This window comes from Acidovorax facilis (genome assembly GCF_023913775.1).
GTDB classification, from domain to species: Bacteria; Pseudomonadota; Gammaproteobacteria; order Burkholderiales; family Burkholderiaceae_C; genus Acidovorax; species Acidovorax facilis.
This window is the reverse complement of the sequence record NZ_JAMXAX010000001.1, coordinates 22,421-39,369: the sequence shown is the minus strand read 5'-3', so window position 1 is coordinate 39,369 and position 16,949 is coordinate 22,421. Positions and strand designations below refer to the sequence as shown.

Below are 16,949 nucleotides of genomic sequence, written 5' to 3'. Positions count from 1 at the left end.
CGTTGCAGACGCTCTTCCATCTACCTGAGAGACGTGAGCCACCCAGGAGGGTGGCTCAAGCTGAAAACTGCAGTGGCAAACCCGCTTGGGCGGCTGCGTCGCGGCTCAGGCAGTCAAAGAACTCGCCTGCTCCTTTGGTGTCCTGCCAGGCTTGGCCGTCAAACCGGTAGTGGTAACCACCGGACCGCGCGGCCATCCACACCTCGTGCAGCGGTTTTTGCAGATTGATGACGATCTGGCTGCGGTTGGGGAACGTCAATGTCACCATGCCCCCGGAGCGCTGGGCGTCCACATCGGCATCGGTCGCATCGTTGATGCGATCGCAGCTGCGCTCGACGGCAAGCAGCAGTTTTTCGGCGTGGTCCATGAATTCGAGGTCGGTCATTACAATTTGCGCATGTTGAAAGCTTCCCAAATTCTAGTCAGGACGCTTGTCCTTGCTGCCAGTGCGGCAGCCCTTACAGGTTGCGGTCAACGAGGCCCCCTGTATTTGCCCAGCAGTCCGGCAGCTGCGCAGCGTGCGACCCTGCCCCAGACCTTGACCCCCGGCGCCGGTACCGCCAGTCCAGCGCAGCCCCCCGCAGGTGCAGCGTCAGCGCCGCGCTGAAAAGCGGCAGAAGGACCGGGACAACGGTTCTGACCACCAATACCACCAAGGCACTTGATTTCTATCAAGGACGTCTCAGAGGGTCAATCGTACAGTTCGTGCTTTATTGCACCGCAGGATGGCCATGGCCCTCGAACTCTACCGCGACAAGAACCATGCTTGTCTGATGTTCACCGACCTCATCGAAGAAGACGGTCAGGCCGTTCAGGCCAACCAGTTTCTGATCGTGGACGACGACACCGGCGCCATCATCGACCCCGGTGGCAACCTGGCCTTCAACGAGCTGTTCATGGGGATGACCAAGCACTTCCCACCGCACAAGCTGTCGTACCTGATCGCTTCGCATGCAGACCCAGACATCATTGCCTCGCTGGATCGCTGGATGACCAGCACCAAGGCCGACCTGGTAATCTCACGCGTCTGGGAACGTTTTGCGCCCCACTTCACCAAGGTAGGCAAGACGGAAAATCGCGTCATCGGTGTGCCCGACAGTGGCGGGCATCTGCCCCTGGGCCGCCATGAACTGGTGCTGCTGCCTGCGCACTTCATGCACTCCGAGGGCAACTTTCACTTCTACGACCCAGTCAGCCGCATCCTGTTCACCGGCGACCTGGGGGTGTCGATGATGTCGGGCGCCGAGGCTCGTGTGCCGGTGACCGACCTCAAGGCTCACATCCCGCGCATGGAGGGATTTCACCGCCGCTATATGGTGTCCAACAAGATCCTGCGGCTCTGGGTCCGCATGGCACGGCAACTTGATATCGCCATGCTGGTGCCACAGCACGGCGCGCCCATCATGGGCAAGCAGGCGATCAGCGATTTCTTCAGCTGGATCGAGAACCTCATGTGTGGCATCGACCTGTTTGACGATCGGGCGTACCAGATTCCCACCGGTTACATCGATCCTGTGACCCGGCAGATGCGCGCGGCACCGGCGCGGTAGCCACAGGTCTTGGAATTTCAGGCTAAATTTGCTGCTGGCGCTTTACCATCAAGCGCCAGCAGCTATTATTTATATAGCAAATAATTCCACAAGCACAGCGCTACGACGTGCGGGCGGCTTGGGATGCCTTGGCCCCCGCCGTACCCTGGGTTGGCCGACGCTTGCGCAGCCGGTGCCACAGCCGCCAGCCCAGCAAAGCTGACAAAACCGCCGCATACACCGCCACCTCGCCAAAATCATTCTTGCCAGCGCGCATCCAGAAGAAGTGCAGGATGGCCAGGCCCGCCACTGCGTATACGCTGCGGTGCAGCGCCTGCCAGCGCTTTGCGCCCAAAGCCTTGATCGCGCGGTTGAACGATGTGGCGGCAAGCAGCGTGAGCACCAGCAGCGCCAGAGACCCGACCAGGATGAAAGGCCGCTTGACGATGTCGCGCACGATGTCGGTCCCATCAAAACCCATGTCGAACCAGGCGTAGCTCAGCAGGTGCAGCAGGCCGTAGAAAAACACGAACAGGCCCAGCATGCGCCGAAAGCGCGCAAGCTGGGGCGTGGAAGTCACCACGCGCAGCGGCGTAACGGCCAGCACCAGACAGAGCGCGCGCAGCGTCCAGTCACCCGTGGCGCGGATCAGGGCCTCGGCCGGATTGGCGCCCAGCTGATTGGCCGCCGCAGCGTAGACCAGCCATGCCAGCGGAAGCAGGCACAGCGCAAAGACCGCGGGCTTGGCGGCAGGATGGAGGAAGAGCTTGCGCATGGTGATCCGCGCCCCTCTTCTGCCGCTTTAACTACACGTCAGGCGGAGAAAAAAGGCGAATGAAGATCAGTAGAACTTCTTGAGGTCCATGCCCGCGTACAGCTGCCCCACCTGGGCTTCATAGCCGTTGAACATGAGCGTCTTGCGCTTTTTGGCAAACAGGCCATCTTCGCCAATGCGCCGTTCGGTGGCCTGGCTCCAGCGAGGGTGGTCCACCTCGGGGTTCACGTTTGAGTAAAAACCGTATTCCTGCTTGGCCGCCTTGTTCCATGCCGTGCCGGGTTCTTTCTCGACAAAGCGGATCTTGACAATGCTCTTGGCGCTCTTGAAGCCGTACTTCCACGGCACCACCAGGCGAACAGGCGCCCCGTTCTGGTTGGGCAGCACTTCGCCATACATGCCAAAAGCCAGCAGAGTGAGAGGGTTCATTGCCTCGTCCATGCGCAGGCCTTCCACATAGGGCCAGTCGAGCACGCGCGATCCGACAAAAGGCATGGTGGCCTTGTCGGCCAGCGTCACAAATTCCACATACTTGGCGCTACCCTGGGGCTCCACGCGCTTGATCAGTTCGGCCAGCGAATAACCCACCCAGGGGATGACCATGGACCAGCCTTCCACGCAGCGCAGACGGTAGATGCGCTCTTCCTGCGCGCTGAGCTTGATCAGGTCTTCGATGCCGTATTTACCCGGCTTCTTGACCAGGCCTTCCACTTCCACCGTCCAGGGCGTGGTTTTGAGTGTGTGGGCGTTGCGCGCGGGGTCGGCCTTGTCGGTGCCGAATTCGTAGAAGTTGTTGTAGGTGCTCGCGTCTTTGTAGTCAGTGAGCTTTTCCATCGTGACCGCACCCGCCACGGTGGACTTGGCACCCGCGAGCGCAGCCAGCTTGTTGGGCCGCACCACCTGCGCCTGCTGCGCCAGCGCCTCGCGGCCGGCCCAGGCCGCCATCGCGGCACCTGCAGCGCCGCCCGCCATGAGCTTGAGCATCTGGCGCCGGTCTTCGTAGACCGCGCGGGGGGTGATTTCGGAGGAGTGGGGGTGGTTGAAACCCGAATCGCGCGAAGGGATCAGCATGGGGAGGCTCCGGTCATGGTCTGGTGGAAACAGCTGCTGCAGTAGAGCAGCACAACTGTTAGTTCGTTCCCTAGACCGCGCAGGTTACACCGAAGACGCAATAGTTGTCGGCCCCACTCCGATGCCCGACTGTGCCCTCACGCCATCACAGCGTGCCGTAGCTGTGCAAACCGCTCAGGAACATGTTCACCCCAAGAAAGGCGAACGTGGTCACCGCCAGGCCCACCAGCGCCCACCAGGCCGACACCGTGCCGCGCAGCCCCTTCATCAGTCGCATGTGCAGCCAGGCGGCGTAGTTGAGCCAGACAATCAGCGCCCAGGTTTCCTTCGGGTCCCAGCTCCAGTAGCCGCCCCAGGCCTCGGCCGCCCACAGCGCGCCGAGCACGGTAGCAATGGTGAAGAACGCAAAGCCCACGGCGATGGACTTGTACATCACGTCGTCCAGGATCTCAAACGAGGGCAGGCGCACCGCGATGCGCTTGCGGCCCAGCAGGATGCCAGCCACGATGAAAGCCGAAATGCCGAAGTACACCATCCAGTAGCTGCCACCGTTCTCGGTCGCACCTTGGCGAAACACGATAGGCTCGAAACACAGCACCACGCCCAGCAGCCACAGCGGCGCCAGCTTGTACCAGCGGGTTTCGGTTGCCTGCTGCTTGATGAGGTAGGCAAAGGCCACCATGGCGGCCAGCGCAAACGTGCCATAGCCGATGAAGTTGGCGGGCACATGCAGCTTCATCCACCAGCTCTTGAGGGCAGGCACCAGGGGCTGGATCTCGTGCGCTTCGCGCACCACCGTGTACCAGAGCAGGAAGCCCACGGCGGCACTGACTACCAACATCACGAACCCGCCCAGTGCACGCGTGTCGTACTGCTGTTCGTAATACAGGTAGAACGCCGCCGTCATCCAGCAGAACAGCACAAACACTTCATACAGATTGCTCACCGGGATGTGGCCGATGTCCGGGCCGATGAGGTAGCTTTCGTACCAGCGCACCAGCGTGCCGATGAGCGCCATGGCCACAGCCACCCAGGCAATGCGCGAGCCCAGCATGCTCATGGTGCGCCCCTCGCCGCGGGAGAACATGCCCACCCAGTAAAAGATGGTGCTCATGAAGAACAGCATGCTCATCCACAGGATGGCAGATTGGCTCGACAGGAAATACTTGAGGCCGAACACCGTATCGGCCCGCGCCAGACTACCCGCACCGTCTTGCTGGTACAGGCCGATGGCCAACAGCGCCACCGCAGCCACGATCAGCATCAGCGCGCGCAAGGGGCGCCAGAACCAGCCCAGCCAGATCGTGCACGGAATGGCACCCAGCAAAATACCTTTCTCATAGACGTCCATGAAGGCGCCGTAGCGCTGCAACGCATACAGCCCGCCCACGGCCACGATGGCGGCAAACAGCCAGTCGAACCAGTTGCGGCGGGCAAAAAAACCCTCGTTCAGGGTGATCGTGGTGGCCGTGGAGGAAGAAGTCGCGGTATTCATGCGGTGCCTTCGCGGGGCGATGCCCCGATCAGTTTTTGTGCGAGCTGGACAAACTCCTGGTCGCCGTCCATGGTCTTGCGGTTGGTGGACAGGGCCATGGTGGCGTGGGTACGCCCGTCCTGCGGCGCCACCCAGACCCAGACGCGCCGTTCGCGGACGTAGAGCATGGCAAAAACGCCCAGGATCAGCAAGGCACATCCCAGATAGACAACATTCTTGCCAGGGGCTCGCGCCACCTGGAAAACACTGGCCTGTACCTGGGTGAAGTCCTTGAGTTCAAACGCCAGCGGTGCGGGGTAGATCTGCGCGTCGCTGAGCGAGAGCACGGCCTGCGTCATGAAGCCCTGCGTCTGATCGTCCTGGGGAAGCGGCGGCAGGCCGGCACGCTGGCGCGACAACTGCGCCACCTCGAACAGCGTGCCGTTCAAAATGCGCACCAGCACCTCACCCGCCCGCGCGCGCTCGGCCTCGGGCACGTTGGCCTCCATGAAGTCCGACACCGCCTGCAGGCCACCAGTGGGCTTGCCATCGACCATGCCCTGGCCCGCAAACAGGGCCAAGGCCCGCAGTGCAGACTGCTGCAACTGCTCGGCCAGATCCGGGCGCGAGGTGTCGATGGCCTGCGCCACATAGCGGCGCACGGCCTGCTCGCGCGCTGCGGGGTCGGCCAGGGTGGCCTTCATGCGAACGAAGCCGTCCATGCTGCCCTTGTCATCGGCTGGCACCCGCAGGTACCGGAATGGCTCTGCAGGGGTTTCGCGCACGCCCAGCAGAAACACCGGCACGCCGTCGCCCGTGTCCACGGGCAGCATGTAGTTGTGGAACTCACGCGCCTGGCCCGCTGCGTCCCGAAGCTTGTAGCTCACGCTCGGGCCCACGTTGCGCAGTTCTTTTTTGGTGACGGTCTTGTTGGCGGCGCCCAGGCGGGATTCCACCGACTCGCGCAGGTCCACCTTGCGCACATCCACACCGCTGCCTCCGGGGCCTGCACCCCCGAAGTTCTCGACATTGATGGTGCGCAGTGCTGTGAACTCCAGCGTCAGCGTCTCGCTGCCCGGGCCGCCACCGTTGTTGGTCAGCTGGGTGGAATTGCCGACCACTCCTTCGACCTCAATGGGCTTGGCGCCTGCCACCATGGGCACGCCGCGCAGCTTGAGGTGCGAGCCGCCGTCGTCAAAACTCGACTGGTAGATCTCGATGCCTTTGTAGCTGGCCGGGTGGTTCACCTCCACACGCGCGGGCGTCTTCTCGCCCGTGGCCTTGTCGTGGATGATGATCTCGCTGGCAAACAGCTTGGGCATGCCGGTGGAGTAGTGCTCCACGATGAACTTCTTGAGTTCGATGGCAAACGGCAAGTCCTGAAGCAGCACGCCGTCGGACTGATTCAGGATGGCTGTGCTCGACTGTGTGCCCTCAGCCACCAGCAGGTTGCCCCGAAAGGTGGGGTTGCGCTCGGAAAGCCGGTGCTCGGGCTTCACATCGGCAATCAGGCCGCCGCCCTGGTACGGTGTCTTGCCCCCCAGCAACATCTGGGCGCGCACGATGAGATCTCCGTCCAGCAGACCGCCCACACACACCAGCACGATGGCGCTGTGCGCGGCGATGTAGCCCAGCTTGTTGGCAGCACCCGCCTTGGCCGCCACCATCCAGCCAGTGCCGGGGCCAGAGGTGGTGTCGCGCTGCTGCAGGCGCACCTTCCATCCGCCACCGGCCAGCAGGGTGCCAATGCGGCGCGCCTCGACCTCGGCAGAGCCGCTAAGCGTTGCCTCGGCCTTGTGGTGAAAGGCCTTCAGGCTTTGTTCGCGGATGTTTTCCTTGTAGACCTTGAGGTCGATGAGGATCTTGGGTGTATTGCGGGCGATGCACAGCGATGTGCTGATCACCAGAAACGCCAGGATCAGCAAGAACCACCAGGCGCTGTAGACCGCATTGAGCTGGATGGCGCCAAACAACTCCGCCCAGAAAGGACCGAACTGGTTGACGTAGTTGACCGCCGGCTCGTGCTGCTTGAGCACCGTGCCGATCACCGAGGCAATGCAGATCACCGTCAGCAGCGAGATCGCGAACCGCATGGAGGACAGCAGCTCGATCCCGGCGCGCCAGGCCTGGGAACCAGACTGGATGCGAAGGCCTTGGGTGTTATCGGACATGGATGAAAAAGAAAGGAGACGGCGAGGAGGCGCGAGAGAAGGAAAGAAAAAGGGCGGGACCATCTGTGCGATGGGCCCGCCCGTTTTGGGATTGTTATTGGCGGTAGGTTCCGTGCAACCCGGTCTAGCGGGCCACAAGATTGACGAAAATCAAGTCAATCAGCGCAGGCCAGCGATGTAGTCCGCCACGGCCTTGATTTCCTTGTCGTTCAGCTTGGCCGCCACCTGCGTCATCTGGGTGCTGTTGGCACGCGAGCCATCGCGGAAGGTGTTGAGCTGGGCCACGGTGTAGTCAGCGTGCTGACCCGACAGGCGGGGGTACTGGGCAGGGATGCCTGCGCCATTGGGGCTGTGGCAGCCAGCGCAGGCAGCGATCTGGCGGTCGGCGATGCCGCCACGGTAGATGCGCTCCCCCAGGGAGACCAGGTTCTTGTCCTTGGCGAAACCGGGTTTGGCCGCCTTGGAAGCCACCCAGTACGAAATGTTCTTCATGTCCTCGTCCGACAGCGCGGTGGCGAAACCCTTCATGATGGCGTTGTTGCGCTTGCCGGACTTGAATTCCTGCAACTGCTTGACCAGGTATTCGGGGTGTTGCTGCGACAGCTTGGGGTTGGCCGCAATGGCCGAATTGCCATCGGCGCCATGGCAGGCAGCACACACTGCGGTGTAGCTGGCCTCGCCTTTGACGAGATCCGGCTTGGCCGCTTTGGGGGCATCGCCCGCCGCATAGGCCGAAAAAACAGGTGCTGCCAGTGCGGCAGCCGTCAGCAAAGAGGCGAGCAACTTCATATCGAGGGTCTGTGTTTATGTGCGCAAAACCTCGCGATTCTACAATGAGGCTCCCAAGCCTCCCAATATTCCATGACGACCTCTTCCACCGCGCCAGTTGCTGGCTCCCTTCCGCCCGCTCCCGACGCCAAGATCGCCATGGGGTGGATGCACACCGCCAGATTCCTGACCACGGCCGCCCAGCTGCACCACCTGCCGCCCATCCACGTGCCCGAGATCGCTTTTGTGGGCCGCTCCAACGCGGGCAAATCCACCTGCATCAATACGCTCACACAGCAAAAGCAGCTGGCGTTCGCCTCCAAACGGCCCGGGCGCACGCAGCACATCAACCTTTTCTCACTGGGCAAGCACGGTGCGACCGATGCGGTACTGGCCGATCTGCCCGGCTACGGCTACGCGAAGGTGTCGAGGTCCGACAAGGTGCGTTGGCAGCAGGTGATGGTCAATTACCTGGTGAGCCGCCCTGGGCTCACCGGCATCGTCTTGCTGTGTGACCCCCGGCTCGGGTTGACCGAGCTGGACGAGGCCCTGCTTGAAGTGCTGCGACCACGGGTCGAAGAAGGCCTGAAATTCCTGATCGTGCTGACCAAGGCGGACAAGCTCACACGCTCGGAGCAAGCCAAGATCCTGTCGATTACGCGACTGAACGCAGCCGGCGGAGAGGTGATGATGTTCTCGGCCCTCAAGAAACAAGGCGTGGACGAGGTGGCACAGCTGCTGTGGCAGTGGGCGCATCCGGTGCAAGCCTCGGGCGACGCAGCCGCAGCCCCTGCCCCCGCCGTTGAGCCCCCAGAGCTCGGTGATTCTGAGGATATTCAGTCAAATTAGGCCCTAGCGCTTATCCATCAAGCGCTACCAGCTATTAAATGCATAGCGCCATGATCCAGACCGTCTCCGCTCCCCTGCCCCACGGAACCACCCTGCACTGCCGCGTAAGCGGCGTGGCGGGCCGCCCTGTGCTGCTGTTTTTGCACGGCTTCCCCGAGGGTGCCTTCATCTGGGATGAGCTGCTGCTGCACTTTTCCCGCCCCGAAAACGGTGGTTACCACTGCGTGGCGCCCTACCTGCGCGGGTTTGGCCCCTCCAGCAGCCCCGCCGAAGTGGATGCCTACCGAGCCAAGCATCTGGTGCAGGACCTGGTGGCGCTGATTGCCCACGAATGCCCCGGCGGCGCGCTGGAATGCCTGGTGGCGCACGACTGGGGTGGCGCCGTGGCCTGGAACCTGGCCAACCAGCAGCCGCAGCTCATGAAGCGGCTGGCCATCATCAACTCCCCACACCCTGGCGCCTTTGTGCGGGAGCTGGCACACAACGCTGCGCAGCAGGCGGGCAGCCAGTACATGCACTTCCTGTGCAGGCCTGATGCCGAGGCCCTGCTGGCCGAGGACGACTTTCGCCGCCTGTTCGCATTTTTCAACGCCCCAGACGGCAGCGCCCCCGCGTGGCTGACCGAGAGCGTGCGCGCCCAGTACCGCGCGCTGTGGCAGCAGGGCCTGACGGGTGCCTGCAACTACTACCGCGCCAGCCCCCTGCGCCCACCCCGCGATGGTGACCCGGGCGCGCAAGCCATCACCCTGCCCGAATCCATGTTGACGGTGACAGTGCCCACGCTGGTCCTCTGGGGCATGGACGACCCGGCCCTGCTGCCCGGCCTGCTCGACGGCCTGCCGGGCTGGGTGCCGCAGCTGCAGCTGCGGCAGATGGAGAAGGCCTCGCACTGGATCGTGCACGAGCACCCTGAGCGCGTGGCCCTGGAACTGCAGCGATTTTTGCAATCAAAATGATAGCTACCAGCGCTTGACAGATAGGCGCCAGATGCTGATTTGACTCAAATTTTCAGGCGTAAAAAGACGGTTCGCCTTCGGGCCGTGTCTTGAAACGCTTGTGCACCCAGTAGTACTGCTCGGGCATGGTGTTGATGACGGCCTGCAGTTCGTGGTTCATGCGCAGGGTGTCGGCCTCGGCATCGTCGGTGGGGTAATTCGCCCAGGCGGGCGAGACCTCGGCCACGTAGCCTGTGGGCGTCATGCGCGAATACACACCCACCACCTTGGCGCGTCCCAGCCGCGCAAACCGCGACAGCGACGGGATGGTGGCCGCCGTCACGCCATAGAACGGCACAAACACCGAATCATTGCGCCCGTAGTCCATGTCGGGCAGCAGGTACAGCAGGCCGCCCTTGCGCAGGTTGGCGATGATGGGTTTGACGCCGTCCGAGCGGTTGAGCATGCGCACGTCACCAAAACGCTGGCGCCCGGCCATGAACCAGCCGTCCACCGCCGGATCGGGGTGGGTGGCAAAAATGGACGTGAACGCTCGGCCCGAATGCAGCGGCAGCGCCAGGCCACCCGCGTCCATGCCATAGAAGTGCGGGGCAAACAGTATCGTGGGGGTGTCGCCGTCGAGCTCGTGCACGGCACCTCTGAGTTGCACGCGCCGCTCGACCACCTCGCGAGGCGCGGCCCAGAGCCAGCTGCGGTCCAGCCAGGTCTGGCAAAACACCACAAAACTGGCGCGCGCCACGGCGCGGCGGCGCGCCTCGGTCCAGTCCGGGAAACACAACTCCAGGTTGCGCAGCGCCACCTTGCGCCGAGGCGCCACCAGCACAAAGGCCACCTGCCCCAGCAGCCATCCCATGCCGCGCAGCACGGGCAGCGGCAGGTGCGCCAGCACCCGCATGAACCACACACCCAGGCGTCCCGTCATACCGCAGCTCCCGCAGCAGGCGCTGCCTCGGCGCGCGGCTGCTTGTAACGGGCATAGCCCCACAGGTATTGCTCGGGGCACTGGCGGATAAGGTGTTCCATGGCCTGGTTGATCTGCACAACGGCAACGTCCAACTGGTCCGACAGCGGTTGCGCCAGCGGCTCGAAATGGGTGACAAAACCACGGCCCCAGGGCAGCCGCTCGCAGCGCACCAGCACAACGGCAGCACCCGTCTGCTGCGCCAGGCGCACGGCCAGGGTCATGGTGTAGGCATCGCGGCCAAAAAACGGCGCCCAGAGGCCCTGCCCGTCCGGCGGGACCTGGTCGGGCAGCAGGCCCACGGCCTCACCCCGCCGCAGGGCCTTGATCATCTGGCGCACACCCGCCAGTGTGGTGGGCACGGCCAGCATGCCGGGCCGGTTGCGTGCGGTCTCCATCACCTTGGCCAGCCAGGCCTGGCGCGCGGGGCGGTACAGCACCGTGATGGGGCCGCGCTCCGCGCTCCAGCGCCGGGCCGCTGCCTGGGCCGACAGTTCGAAGCACCCCTGGTGCGGCGTGAGGTACAAAATGCCGCGCCCGGCCGCATACGCCTGCTCCACACAGGCCTCGCCTTCGATGCGGCAGGGCAGTGGCGCCCCCAGCCACAGGCGCGGCAGCTCGGCCACCATGCGGCCGGCATGGGCCACAGCGGCACGCACGTCGCCGAGCGAATACCCTGCCAGGGCCGAATTGGCCAGAAAGCGACGCCGGTACGTGGGCGACGCACAAAACGCAATCCAGCCCATGGCCGCGCCCATGATGTGCAGCAACCACAGTGGAAATACGGAAAAGAATCGAAAGACGACTGGCATTAAAATGACGGGGTCGCTGAGTTAAATGAGCAACTTGCAGGGCGACGTTAAAAAAATCTGCTAAAGCGTTCGCCAGATCTCCTTCGGGGTGAGGGCAACGCCCCAAATGCCGGAACACAGGAGTTTATTCAAATGGCGAACGACTTTCTCTTTACCTCGGAATCCGTCTCCGAAGGCCACCCCGACAAGGTGGCCGATCAGATCTCGGACGCGATTCTCGATGCAATCTTCAAGCAAGACCCCCGCAGCCGCGTCGCCGCCGAAACGCTGACCAACACTGGCCTCGTGGTGCTGGCGGGCGAGATCACCACCAACGCCCACGTGGACTACATCCAGGTGGCGCGCGACACCATCAAGCGCATCGGATACGACAACACCGACTACGGCATCGACTACAAGGGCTGCGCCGTGCTGGTGGCCTACGACAAGCAGTCCAACGACATCGCCCAGGGCGTGGACCACGCGAGCGACGATCACCTGAACACCGGCGCCGGCGACCAGGGCCTGATGTTCGGCTACGCCTGCGACGAAACGCCCGAGCTGATGCCCGCGCCCATCTATTACGCGCACCGCCTCGTCGAGCGCCAGGCCCAGCTGCGCAAGGACGGCCGCCTGCCGTTCCTGCGCCCCGATGCCAAGTCGCAAGTGACGATGCGCTACGTGGACGGCAAGCCCCACAGCATCGACACCGTGGTGCTCTCCACCCAGCACCACCCCGACCAGAGCGAAACGCAAACCAAGATGAAGGCCTCGTTCACCGAAGCCATCATCGAAGAGATCGTCAAGCCCGTGCTGCCCAAGGAATGGCTGCAGAACACGCGCTACCTGATCAACCCCACGGGCCGCTTTGTCATCGGCGGTCCACAAGGTGACTGTGGCCTGACCGGCCGCAAGATCATCGTGGACACCTACGGCGGTGCCTGCCCCCACGGCGGCGGCGCTTTCAGCGGCAAGGACCCAACGAAGGTGGACCGCTCGGCAGCCTACGCTGCCCGCTATGTGGCCAAGAACATCGTGGCCGCAGGCCTGGCGCGCCAGTGCCAGATCCAGGTGGCGTATGCCATCGGCGTGGCCGAGCCCATGAACATCACGGTCTACACAGAAGGCACGGGCGTGGTGTCGGACGAGCGTCTGGCAGCGCTGGTGCGTGAGCATTTCGACCTGCGCCCCAAGGGCATCATCCAGATGCTGGACCTGCTGCGTCCCATCTATGAGAAGACCGCAGCCTACGGCCACTTCGGCCGCGAAGAGCCCGAATTCAGCTGGGAGAAGACCGATAAAGCTGCTGCGCTGCGCGCTGCAGCCGGGCTGTAAAGCCCGCCGCGCGATAGCGCGGTTTTCGGTCTGCGGACGAAGCTCATATCGCGTCAGCGATGTGAGCGCAGACCAAAAGACCGTCAGAGCCGTCCCACCTCCAAAGCCGCAACGCTCCGCGTTGCGGCTTTTCTTTTGACGCTTCACCACTGCCCGCCAGCGGCCCTCTCCTACACCCACCGCCCGCCCGCACTGACGGCGCTGCCGACGGCCCCTCGGTATCGTTCCTGCACACCCTTTCGCAGCCCCGCTGCCTGAACATCCACTGCAAGGAGCGACCACCATGCTGAAGTACGCCATCATTTTTGCCCTGATCTCCCTGGTCGCCGGTGCCCTGGGATTCAGCGGAGTCGCCGCAGGCGCGGCGGGCATCGCCAAGGTGCTGTTTGTGCTGTTCCTGGTGATTGCCGTGGTGTTTGTGGTGCTGGCCGTCATCGGCGTGGGTGCCGCGCGCAAGGTACTCAAGTAGCCCACCGCACCTTTGTCACAGCTCCACATTCCCCACACAGCCGCACCATGACCGACACCACCAATATCTTTGAAGCCCTGCGCGAGAGCCACGAACGCCAACGAGCGCTGTACACCGCACTCACCGACACCAGCGGAGACACCCCCGAGCGGCGCGAGCTGTTTGACCAGCTCAAGCAGGAACTGACGGCCCATGAGCGGGCTGAGGAACGGCATTTTTATATTCCGCTGATGGCGCACGACGCGGGCATCGACCTGTCCCGCCACGCCATTTCAGAGCACCACCAGCTCGATGAACTGCTGGAGTCACTGGAAGAGGCAGATCCGGCCACCCCCAGCTGGCTGCCGCTGGCCAAGAAACTGGCGGAGAAGGTGGAGCACCACCTCAAGGAAGAAGAACACCGCTTCTTCCAGATGGCTGGCAAGCTGCTGACGGAGAAGCAAAAAACCGCGCTGGCGGCGGACTACCGGGCTGACTATGAGGAGGCCAAGGCCGCCATGGCATGAGCGTGCCGGGCTCTGCCCGGAGACACGCAAGGGGTCATACGGACTCTTCGGCCTGCACCACGCAGTTGCGACCGCTGGACTTGGCCTTGTACAGCGCCGTGTCCGCGCGCTTGATCAGGGCGTGGCTGTCTTCCTTGTGGTCCCAGGTGGCCACGCCAAAACTGGCGCTGACATGGCCCACCGCGTCGAACGGCACGCCTGCAATGCGCGCGCGCACCGCCTCGGCCATGGCCATGGCGGCATCCACCGGGGTTTCCTTGAGCAGGATGATGAACTCCTCGCCCCCGAAACGCGCAGCGCAGTCGGACGACCGCAGCAGCTCGCGCACACGCAGCGCCGTGCTCTTGAGCACCACATCGCCCGAGTCATGCCCAAAGGTATCGTTGATGCGTTTGAAAAAGTCGATGTCAAACATCACCACCGACAGACTGCCCTTCTTGATGCGGGTGTCGGCCATCTCGGTCTCCAGCCTCTCAAAGAAGCGGCGGCGGTTGACCAAGTCCGTCAGGAAGTCCTTGGTGGCCAGGTCTTCCAGCTTGCGGTTGAGCCGCGCCATGGGCTCAATCACCAGCGACGACAGCGACAGGTTGAGCCCGACGAAAAGCAGCACAAAACTACCCACCAGCGCCGCCATCACCGTGTTGAAGGTCTGACGCGCCTTCTCCAGCGGGAAATACATCGGCACCTTCACCACCTGGATGCCCACCGTCTCGTTCATGCCCCAGCCAAAGCCGTTCTTGTCGCCATAGACCTTGAGCATGGTGGGCGGCGCCACGGCCGGTGTGCTGTGACAGGCCATGCATTGCGCCTGCTTGATGGTGATGGGGCGGGCCACGTACATGGCGCGGTGCATGCCCTCGCCCACCTCGCCGGTGACCTCTTTCTTGAGGTCGGCCCGGCCTTCGCGGAAGTCGCTGATGATGCGCTCCTCCCACTCGTTGGCACGGTCGCGCAGGTTGGTGGGGTTGAGCACCGCCTCCTTGTACTCATAGCCCGGAAACCGGTTCTGCAGGCGGCGCAGGGTTTCGGTGGCCGCATAGGCAGGCACCGTCTGCGGCAGGAATTTCTCGGCCAGCGTCACGTCCAGGTGGGGCTTGACCAGCTCTGTCGTGTAGTCGCGGATCGCCATGGCCGCGTGCATCATGATCTGCGAGTTGTGCTGCACCTCCTCGATGGCCGACTGCTGCAGAAAGCGGTGTACATAAACTCCCGCCCCCGCCGCTGCCACCAGCAGCACGGCCGCCAGCACCAGGTTGAATTTGAGTCGCAAAGACATGGATTTCCCTCAGGTGCCGGCGTTGTGCCGGCTTGTTGTTGGTGGTGCAACGGCAGCCACCCTGGCCCGCGCGACGCACCCACCGTTCGTGGGACACAAAGTTTGCGTTTGTGCCAGATTTCCGTGCGGCGGTCCAATAGTTTGTGCGCTAAGCCCGCGCTACAGCCCGCGCGCGCTCAGCGACAGATTGCGCCGGTAGGCCGGGCGCACCCGGTACAGCTGCGCGGGCCGGTGGGCGCCGCCGCCTTGCAGCGCTCCCGGCACCGGCTCCAGCATGGCCAACTCGTCCATCTTGCGGCGAAAACTCACCTTGTTGACCGGCTCGCCCAGCACCGCCTCGTACACAGCCTGCAGCTGCGGCAGCGTGAACGGCTCGGCGCACAGGTGCACGGGCATGGACGAATACTGGCTTTTGCTGCGCACGCGGGCCACGGCGGCATCGACCATGGCACGGTGGTCAAAAGGCAGCGCAGGCAATTCGGCCACGGGTACCAGCGTTAGCGGTGCCTGCGCCAGCACCTCAGGCGGCACCAGAGCACAGTAAGCGACGGCCAGCGACCAGCCCCGGGGGTCGCGCACCGGGCCGGAGAAGGTGGCCAACTGCTCCAGGTACGGGCTCTGCAAGCCCGCCTTGTCGCGCAGCACCCGGGCCGCGCTGGCCTGGGCATCGGCATCTTCTTGCGCATGGATGTAGCCACCCGGCAGCGCCAGAGCCCCGGCAAACGGCGCGCGCTCACGGCGCAACAGGGCCACTTGCAACGCCCCTTGCTGCAAGGTCAGCAACACCACATCGACGGTACAGATCACAGTGGGCAAAGCGGATTCGGTCATGCGCCGAGTTTGTCACAAACATGAACAAACCGGCACCCAGATCGCGAACCACATTCCCTAGGGACCCTCTGCACGAATCGAGCGGCAAGTGAGCGCTGCGGATCGGGATGGGCTGCAAGGCGCAAAACGCAGCAATAGCCGTAGCTATTGCGAGTATTTGCAACGCCGCAGACCGCCCGAGGCCGCAGATGCGCACGGCGCGGTGATTCGTGCAGAGGGTCCCCAGCGCAAGTTCTTTGAGACCACTACGAAACAAGTGCTTTCAACTTAGTTAGTTTATTTTTTTTACTAACAAGATTACACTGCATCCAACAACCCAGGAGAAGACCATGCCCCGCAACATCCAGCTGCTGGTGATTGACCCGCAAAACGACTTTTGCGACCTGCCTGCCGCATGGCAGCCCGTGGATGCGCTCACCGGCCAGCACACCGCCCCCACACTGCCTGTGCCGGGTGCCCATGCCGACATGCAGCGCCTGGCCCAGTTCATCCGCAACCGGGGCGACCAGCTTGATGGGATCACCGTTACGCTCGATTCGCACCAGCGCTTTGATATCGCTCACCCTGGCTTCTGGCAGACCGGCGCGGGTGCCGATGTGGCGCCCTTCACCCCCATCACCGCCGCCCAGGTGCGCGCAGGCGACTACACACCGCGCGATACCACGGCCCTCCCCCGCACCTTGGGGTATCTGGACGCACTCGAAGCCCAGGGTCGCTATACGCTGATGGTGTGGCCGGTGCACTGCGAGGTGGGCAGCTGGGGCCATGGCGTGCACGCCGATGTACTGGCCGCCTGCGGGGCCTGGCAGCTCCAGCGCCAGCGCGCGGTGCGCAATGTGTTCAAGGGCACCAACCCCTGGACGGAGCACTACAGCGCCATCGAGGCCGAGGTGCCCGATGCGGACGACGAAGGCACCGCACTCAACACCGCCCTGCTGCAGTCGCTGGGCCAGGCCGATGTGCTGCTGATCGCGGGCGAGGCCAGCAGCCACTGCGTGCGCTCGACCACCGAGCACATCGCGCAGCACCTGCCCCGCCTGGTGCCGGGCTGGCAAGCCAGCCGCATCGTGCTGCTGACCGATGGCATGAGCCCCGTGGGCGGGTTCGAGGCGCAGCACCAGGCATTTCAGCAGGTCATGTGTGCAGCCGGTGCGCATCTCGCCAATATGAATGAAATCAGGCTCTAG

18 protein-coding genes are annotated in these 16,949 nt (G+C 63.6%); 8 read left to right on the top strand and 10 right to left on the bottom strand.

The annotated features are described in order from the left end of the window. Window positions 1–55: 55 nt before the first annotated feature. Window positions 56–385 carry an iron donor protein CyaY gene (cyaY, locus tag NFX52_RS00180; protein WP_055399280.1) on the bottom strand — a complete coding sequence of 110 codons (330 nt, stop codon included), beginning with the start codon at window positions 383–385 and terminating at the stop codon, window positions 56–58. A gap of 12 nt (window positions 386–397) precedes the next feature. On the opposite strand from cyaY, the gene lptM reads away from it, so the two are divergent. Further along, window positions 398–607 (top strand): LPS translocon maturation chaperone LptM, encoded by a 210-nt coding sequence (lptM, locus tag NFX52_RS00175; RefSeq protein ID WP_082437493.1) that lies wholly within the window; start codon window positions 398–400, stop codon window positions 605–607. Between the two features lie 124 nt (window positions 608–731). Next, on the top strand, window positions 732–1,550 hold the full coding sequence (locus NFX52_RS00170) for an oxygen-binding di-iron domain-containing protein (RefSeq protein WP_055399379.1): 819 nt from the start codon (window positions 732–734) through the stop codon (window positions 1,548–1,550). A gap of 100 nt (window positions 1,551–1,650) precedes the next feature. On the opposite strand, the gene msrQ is transcribed toward NFX52_RS00170, so the two are convergent. From msrQ to NFX52_RS00145, 5 genes are all read right to left on the bottom strand, one after another. Beyond that, complete coding sequence (gene msrQ / locus NFX52_RS00165) at window positions 1,651–2,304, bottom strand: protein-methionine-sulfoxide reductase heme-binding subunit MsrQ (RefSeq protein WP_055399282.1); 654 nt, start codon at window positions 2,302–2,304, stop codon at window positions 1,651–1,653. Between the two features lie 66 nt (window positions 2,305–2,370). After that, complete coding sequence (gene msrP / locus NFX52_RS00160) at window positions 2,371–3,375, bottom strand: protein-methionine-sulfoxide reductase catalytic subunit MsrP (RefSeq protein WP_055399284.1); 1,005 nt, start codon at window positions 3,373–3,375, stop codon at window positions 2,371–2,373. A gap of 145 nt (window positions 3,376–3,520) precedes the next feature. Beyond that, complete coding sequence (gene ccsB, locus NFX52_RS00155) at window positions 3,521–4,870, bottom strand: c-type cytochrome biogenesis protein CcsB (protein ID WP_055399285.1); 1,350 nt, start codon at window positions 4,868–4,870, stop codon at window positions 3,521–3,523. Next, window positions 4,867–7,020 (bottom strand): cytochrome c biogenesis protein ResB, encoded by a 2,154-nt coding sequence (locus NFX52_RS00150; RefSeq protein WP_055399287.1) that lies wholly within the window; start codon window positions 7,018–7,020, stop codon window positions 4,867–4,869. Before NFX52_RS00150 ends, ccsB begins: the two co-directional genes overlap by 4 nt. A gap of 159 nt (window positions 7,021–7,179) precedes the next feature. Continuing rightward, the gene (locus NFX52_RS00145; protein ID WP_055399289.1) at window positions 7,180–7,809 is read right to left on the bottom strand and encodes a c-type cytochrome; all 630 of its coding nucleotides are present in this window, start codon (window positions 7,807–7,809) and stop codon (window positions 7,180–7,182) included. A 72-nt stretch (window positions 7,810–7,881) separates the two neighbouring features. Between NFX52_RS00145 and yihA the strand changes: the two genes are divergently transcribed. Beyond that, complete coding sequence (yihA, locus tag NFX52_RS00140) at window positions 7,882–8,637, top strand: ribosome biogenesis GTP-binding protein YihA/YsxC (RefSeq protein WP_055399291.1); 756 nt, start codon at window positions 7,882–7,884, stop codon at window positions 8,635–8,637. A gap of 50 nt (window positions 8,638–8,687) precedes the next feature. Then, entirely contained in the window at window positions 8,688–9,593 is a 906-nt protein-coding gene (locus tag NFX52_RS00135) for an alpha/beta fold hydrolase (protein WP_055399294.1), read from the top strand. Between the two features lie 52 nt (window positions 9,594–9,645). Here NFX52_RS00135 and NFX52_RS00130 read toward each other — a convergent pair whose 3' ends face one another. Both NFX52_RS00130 and NFX52_RS00125 read right to left on the bottom strand, forming a co-directional pair. Next, on the bottom strand, window positions 9,646–10,515 hold the full coding sequence (locus NFX52_RS00130) for a lysophospholipid acyltransferase family protein (protein WP_055399296.1): 870 nt from the start codon (window positions 10,513–10,515) through the stop codon (window positions 9,646–9,648). Continuing rightward, window positions 10,512–11,366 (bottom strand): lysophospholipid acyltransferase family protein, encoded by an 855-nt coding sequence (locus NFX52_RS00125; protein ID WP_055399298.1) that lies wholly within the window; start codon window positions 11,364–11,366, stop codon window positions 10,512–10,514. The genes NFX52_RS00130 and NFX52_RS00125 overlap by 4 nt, the downstream gene beginning before the upstream one ends. A gap of 132 nt (window positions 11,367–11,498) precedes the next feature. Between NFX52_RS00125 and metK the strand changes: the two genes are divergently transcribed. The 3 genes from metK to NFX52_RS00110 all read left to right on the top strand — a co-directional run bounded on the left by metK (window position 11,499) and on the right by NFX52_RS00110 (window position 13,655). Beyond that, the gene (metK, locus tag NFX52_RS00120; RefSeq protein ID WP_055399300.1) at window positions 11,499–12,680 is read left to right on the top strand and encodes a methionine adenosyltransferase; all 1,182 of its coding nucleotides are present in this window, start codon (window positions 11,499–11,501) and stop codon (window positions 12,678–12,680) included. Window positions 12,681–12,963: 283 nt separating this feature from the next. Beyond that, window positions 12,964–13,149 (top strand): DUF1328 domain-containing protein, encoded by a 186-nt coding sequence (locus NFX52_RS00115; RefSeq protein WP_055399302.1) that lies wholly within the window; start codon window positions 12,964–12,966, stop codon window positions 13,147–13,149. 47 nt (window positions 13,150–13,196) lie between these two features. Continuing rightward, on the top strand, window positions 13,197–13,655 hold the full coding sequence (locus NFX52_RS00110; protein ID WP_055399304.1) for a hemerythrin domain-containing protein: 459 nt from the start codon (window positions 13,197–13,199) through the stop codon (window positions 13,653–13,655). 34 nt (window positions 13,656–13,689) lie between these two features. On the opposite strand, the gene NFX52_RS00105 is transcribed toward NFX52_RS00110, so the two are convergent. Continuing rightward, window positions 13,690–14,931, bottom strand: coding sequence for a diguanylate cyclase (locus NFX52_RS00105; RefSeq protein ID WP_055399306.1), 1,242 nt, complete (start codon window positions 14,929–14,931; stop codon window positions 13,690–13,692). A gap of 159 nt (window positions 14,932–15,090) precedes the next feature. Then, window positions 15,091–15,762, bottom strand: coding sequence for an NUDIX hydrolase (locus NFX52_RS00100; protein WP_055399308.1), 672 nt, complete (start codon window positions 15,760–15,762; stop codon window positions 15,091–15,093). A 329-nt stretch (window positions 15,763–16,091) separates the two neighbouring features. On the opposite strand from NFX52_RS00100, the gene NFX52_RS00095 reads away from it, so the two are divergent. After that, the gene (locus tag NFX52_RS00095; RefSeq protein WP_055399310.1) at window positions 16,092–16,949 is read left to right on the top strand and encodes a cysteine hydrolase family protein; all 858 of its coding nucleotides are present in this window, start codon (window positions 16,092–16,094) and stop codon (window positions 16,947–16,949) included.

Excerpts from the sequence above, each read along its gene's own strand:
- msrP (WP_055399284.1), bottom strand. The coding sequence starts at position 3,375 with ATGCTGATCCCTTCGCGCGATTCGGGTTTCAACCACCCCCACTCCTCC.
- NFX52_RS00105 (WP_055399306.1), bottom strand. The coding sequence starts at position 14,931 with ATGTCTTTGCGACTCAAATTCAACCTGGTGCTGGCGGCCGTGCTGCTG.
- NFX52_RS00145 (WP_055399289.1), bottom strand. The coding sequence starts at position 7,809 with ATGAAGTTGCTCGCCTCTTTGCTGACGGCTGCCGCACTGGCAGCACCT.
- lptM (WP_082437493.1), top strand. The coding sequence starts at position 398 with ATGTTGAAAGCTTCCCAAATTCTAGTCAGGACGCTTGTCCTTGCTGCC.
- NFX52_RS00130 (WP_055399296.1), bottom strand. The coding sequence starts at position 10,515 with ATGACGGGACGCCTGGGTGTGTGGTTCATGCGGGTGCTGGCGCACCTG.
- NFX52_RS00135 (WP_055399294.1), top strand. The coding sequence starts at position 8,688 with ATGATCCAGACCGTCTCCGCTCCCCTGCCCCACGGAACCACCCTGCAC.
- NFX52_RS00095 (WP_055399310.1), top strand. The coding sequence starts at position 16,092 with ATGCCCCGCAACATCCAGCTGCTGGTGATTGACCCGCAAAACGACTTT.
- metK (WP_055399300.1), top strand. The coding sequence starts at position 11,499 with ATGGCGAACGACTTTCTCTTTACCTCGGAATCCGTCTCCGAAGGCCAC.
- NFX52_RS00150 (WP_055399287.1), bottom strand. The coding sequence starts at position 7,020 with ATGTCCGATAACACCCAAGGCCTTCGCATCCAGTCTGGTTCCCAGGCC.
- NFX52_RS00100 (WP_055399308.1), bottom strand. The coding sequence starts at position 15,762 with ATGACCGAATCCGCTTTGCCCACTGTGATCTGTACCGTCGATGTGGTG.
- msrQ (WP_055399282.1), bottom strand. The coding sequence starts at position 2,304 with ATGCGCAAGCTCTTCCTCCATCCTGCCGCCAAGCCCGCGGTCTTTGCG.
- NFX52_RS00115 (WP_055399302.1), top strand. The coding sequence starts at position 12,964 with ATGCTGAAGTACGCCATCATTTTTGCCCTGATCTCCCTGGTCGCCGGT.
- NFX52_RS00170 (WP_055399379.1), top strand. The coding sequence starts at position 732 with ATGGCCCTCGAACTCTACCGCGACAAGAACCATGCTTGTCTGATGTTC.
- cyaY (WP_055399280.1), bottom strand. The coding sequence starts at position 385 with ATGACCGACCTCGAATTCATGGACCACGCCGAAAAACTGCTGCTTGCC.
- ccsB (WP_055399285.1), bottom strand. The coding sequence starts at position 4,870 with ATGAATACCGCGACTTCTTCCTCCACGGCCACCACGATCACCCTGAAC.
- yihA (WP_055399291.1), top strand. The coding sequence starts at position 7,882 with ATGACGACCTCTTCCACCGCGCCAGTTGCTGGCTCCCTTCCGCCCGCT.
- NFX52_RS00110 (WP_055399304.1), top strand. The coding sequence starts at position 13,197 with ATGACCGACACCACCAATATCTTTGAAGCCCTGCGCGAGAGCCACGAA.
- NFX52_RS00125 (WP_055399298.1), bottom strand. The coding sequence starts at position 11,366 with ATGCCAGTCGTCTTTCGATTCTTTTCCGTATTTCCACTGTGGTTGCTG.